The sequence below is a fragment of the Methylomagnum sp. genome (assembly GCF_054333355.1).
The window spans coordinates 1-3,152 of record NZ_JBTEKS010000468.1; the positions used below are offsets into that span (position 1 = coordinate 1).

At 66.6% G+C, this 3,152-nt stretch carries 4 protein-coding genes; 3 read left to right on the plus strand and 1 reads right to left on the minus strand.

The features are described 5' to 3' along the window. Positions 1-43 precede the first annotated feature (43 nt). From ACXWUF_RS21155 to ACXWUF_RS21165, 3 genes are all read left to right on the plus strand, one after another. Entirely contained in the window at positions 44-442 is a 399-nt protein-coding gene (locus tag ACXWUF_RS21155; protein WP_458496530.1) for a hypothetical protein, read from the plus strand. 698 nt (positions 443-1,140) lie between these two features. Further along, positions 1,141-2,412 (plus strand): ABC transporter ATP-binding protein, encoded by a 1,272-nt coding sequence (locus ACXWUF_RS21160; RefSeq protein ID WP_458496531.1) that lies wholly within the window; start codon positions 1,141-1,143, stop codon positions 2,410-2,412. Beyond that, positions 2,409-2,933, plus strand: coding sequence for a glycosyltransferase (locus ACXWUF_RS21165; protein WP_458496532.1), 525 nt, complete (start codon positions 2,409-2,411; stop codon positions 2,931-2,933). The genes ACXWUF_RS21160 and ACXWUF_RS21165 overlap by 4 nt, the downstream gene beginning before the upstream one ends. Here ACXWUF_RS21165 and ACXWUF_RS21170 read toward each other — a convergent pair. Continuing rightward, positions 2,876-3,061 carry a tyrosine-type recombinase/integrase gene (locus tag ACXWUF_RS21170; protein ID WP_458496533.1) on the minus strand — a complete coding sequence of 62 codons (186 nt, stop codon included), beginning with the start codon at positions 3,059-3,061 and terminating at the stop codon, positions 2,876-2,878. The two genes, ACXWUF_RS21165 and ACXWUF_RS21170, sit on opposite strands and share 58 nt — an antisense overlap. Positions 3,062-3,152 lie beyond the last annotated feature (91 nt).

A 3,152-nucleotide genomic window follows, 5' to 3' on the forward strand; every position in this document is an offset into this window, starting at 1 on the left:
GGGAACATGGGACGGCTGAAGGCTTACTCTCGTGGAACGGCTCATGGGCGACCACCGGCGGGCGGGGGTCGTGCTGCGGGCCGGGCAGTGGCTGGCGGAATCCGATTGGATGGGAGGGCGCCACCGGCTGCTGTTCGAGAACGCGGAACAAGTGCGGCAGGCCATCAAGGCGCTTCCCGTGCGGCACATCGTGATCGACGGCTCCGCCGCGCTCCGGCCAGATCAGCGGCTACTACAAGAAGCCGTGACGGGCGACCCGGCGGATTTCCGGTTGGTGGGGCGGTTTCCGATCTCCGAGTCGCCGGGGGCCAGGAAGGGGGACATCCAGATTTATGAATACACGGCGGCGGGCACGCGGCGTCCCGAGGTTGTCCAAGTTCGCCTGGGCCTGGAGCGGAATGGGCGGATATTGGAATATCGCTGGCCGACCGCCGCGCCATAAATTGGATTGCATCATGCCGCCCGGCCCGGAGCGATAGGTTCCACCGAAGCTCCACCCATCCTATTGATCCTACCCGCGCCGGTTTCTAGTATCCTTCGCGCTTCCCCAAACCGGCACCGGATACCGCGTGGCAATCAAACCCATCCTACCCAAAGAACTGCATCCCATCCTGTGCCTACTGCCGCTGCTGGCACCCTATTCTTGGCAGACCGTCGCCTTCGTGGTGATAGGCGTGCTGGCCTCGCTGCTGGAAGGGCTGGGCATCGGCCTGATGATCCCGCTGTTGCAAGGCTCTGGCTCAGTGGCGGGCGCCAATGGTCCGCTGCTGCGCTGGATCGACGCCCTGACCAACCTGCTTCCGGCAGACTCCCGCGCCGAGGCGATCACCGCGCTGATCCTGGGGGCGATCCTCCTCAAGATCATCCTCGCCTACGCCTTCACGGCGCGGGCGGCCTGGATCAAGAGCCGCGTGCTGCACGACACCCGGACCCGGATGTACCGGCAAATCCTCGCGGTCTCCCAAGAATATCTGGACGCGCAGCAGGGAGGCACCTTGCTGCAAGCCCTCTCCAGTGGCGCGACGGATGCCTCCTACTCGGTTTCCTGCCTGCTTTGGCTCATCCTCAGCGTCACCAGCTTACTGGTCTTCTCGCTGCTGCTCATGGCCATTGCCTGGAAGCTGACCCTGGGGGGTCGTGATGACCCTCCTGGTCCTGTCCAAGTTCGTGCGCTGGGCCGTCAGCGGCATGAAGTCGCTGGGCAAGCGCAAGCTGGGCCTTTCCAACGAACTGAGCCAGAGCTTCAAGGAGACCCAGATCGGCATCCGCACGATCCGGGCCTTCGGGCGGGAGGCTTACGAGATCGAGCGCTTCGGCACCGCGTCCCTGGCCAGCCACCGCCTTGAGACCAAGCAGGAACGGCTGGTGTCGCTCGCCCATCCCCTGTCGGAAGGCCTGGCCGCCATGGCCTTGATGGGGATGGTGTTCCTGGCCCTGCGGACCGGGCTCTCGTTGCCCGTGCTGGCGACCGTGGTGTTCATGATGTTCCGGCTCCTGCCCCAGATTCAAAGCGTGAACACCCAGTTCGCCACGATCCTGGCGCGGAACGCGGTGGTCGAGTCCGTGCTGGACTTGATGGACAGCCAAGGCAAACCCTACCCCCGCGCCGGGACGGGCCGCTTTGGCGGGCTGGTCCGGGACATCCGCCTGGAGCATGTCTCCTTCGCCTACCGGGGCAAGGCCGGCGCGGCGCTGGAAAGCGTCGATCTCGAAATACCCAAGGGCCAGACCATCGCCTTCGTCGGCCCCTCCGGGGCCGGCAAGTCCACCCTGATCCACTTGCTGTGCCGGTTCTACGAGCCGACCCGTGGCCGCATCCTGGCCGATGGCCGCGACGTGGCCGAATTCGACTTGGCCTCCTGGCGCGAGCGCATCGCCCTGGTCAGCCAGGACGTCCACATCTTCAGCACCACGGTGCGGGACAACATCGCCTACGGCAGGCTGGGCGCGGGCGAGGCGGACATCATCGCGGCCGCCCAACGCGCCCATGCCCACGACTTCATCATGGCGCTGCCGCAAGGCTACGACACCCTGGTGGGCGACCGGGGGCTGCTGTTGTCCGGCGGGCAGCGGCAGCGCCTGTCCATCGCCAGGGCCATGCTGCGCGACCCGGACATCCTGATTCTGGACGAGGCCACCAACGCGCTGGACCCGATTTCCGAGGCCCACATCCAGGCGGCCATCGAAGAACTTGGGCAAAGCCGCACGGTGCTGGTGGTGGCGCACCGCTTGTCCACCATCGAGCGGGCGGACCGGATCGTGGTGCTGGATCAGGGCCGGATCGCCGAGCAGGGACGGTTCGCGGAATTGTTGGCGCGGGGCGGACTGTTCGCCGGCCTGTACCGCTCGCACCGCCTGGGCATCGCCGACGGGGCGGAACCCGCCCCCCCGCTGTTGGAATCCCCCCCATGAGCCACGAACCACCGCGCTTCTCCATCGTCATCCCCACCCTCAACCGGCCCGGGCCGCTCCGGCATTGCCTGGCGGCGCTGACGGCCCTGGACTACCCGGCGGAGTGCTACGAGGTGATCGTGGTGGACGACGGCGGCCACGCCCCGCTGAATGGCGGCCTGGCTGAATTCCAGGGCCGCTTGAAGATCCGCCTGATCCGCCAAACCAACGCCGGTCCCGGGGCGGCCCGCAACACCGGCGCGGCGGCGGCCAGCGGCGAATATCTGGCCTTCACCGACGACGACTGCCACCCCGAGCCGGGCTGGCTGCGGGCGTTCGCGGCCCGGTTCGAAGCCCGGCCCGACGCCCTGCTGGGCGGACACACGCTGAACGGGCTGCCGGAAAACATCTATTCCGCCGCCAGCCAAGCCTTGCAGGCCTGGTTCTACGACTATTGCGAAACCCACGACGTGTTCTGGATTGATCAAGCCTCGGTCTGCTCGGCGATCTCCAAGGCGTCGTCCACCTCAATGCCGAGGTAGCGGACTGTGCTTTCCAATTTGCTGTGGCCCAGCAGGAGCTGGACCGCCCGGAGATTGTGGGTCCGCCGGTAGACCAAGGTGGCCTTGGTCCGGCGGAGGCTGTGGGTGCCGTAAGCCGCCGGGTCCAAGCCGATGGATGGTCGACGATCCGGGCATACTGCCGCGTGGAAAGATGCAAAGAGGCGTGCTCGCGGCTGGGGAAGAGATATTGGTCAGAGA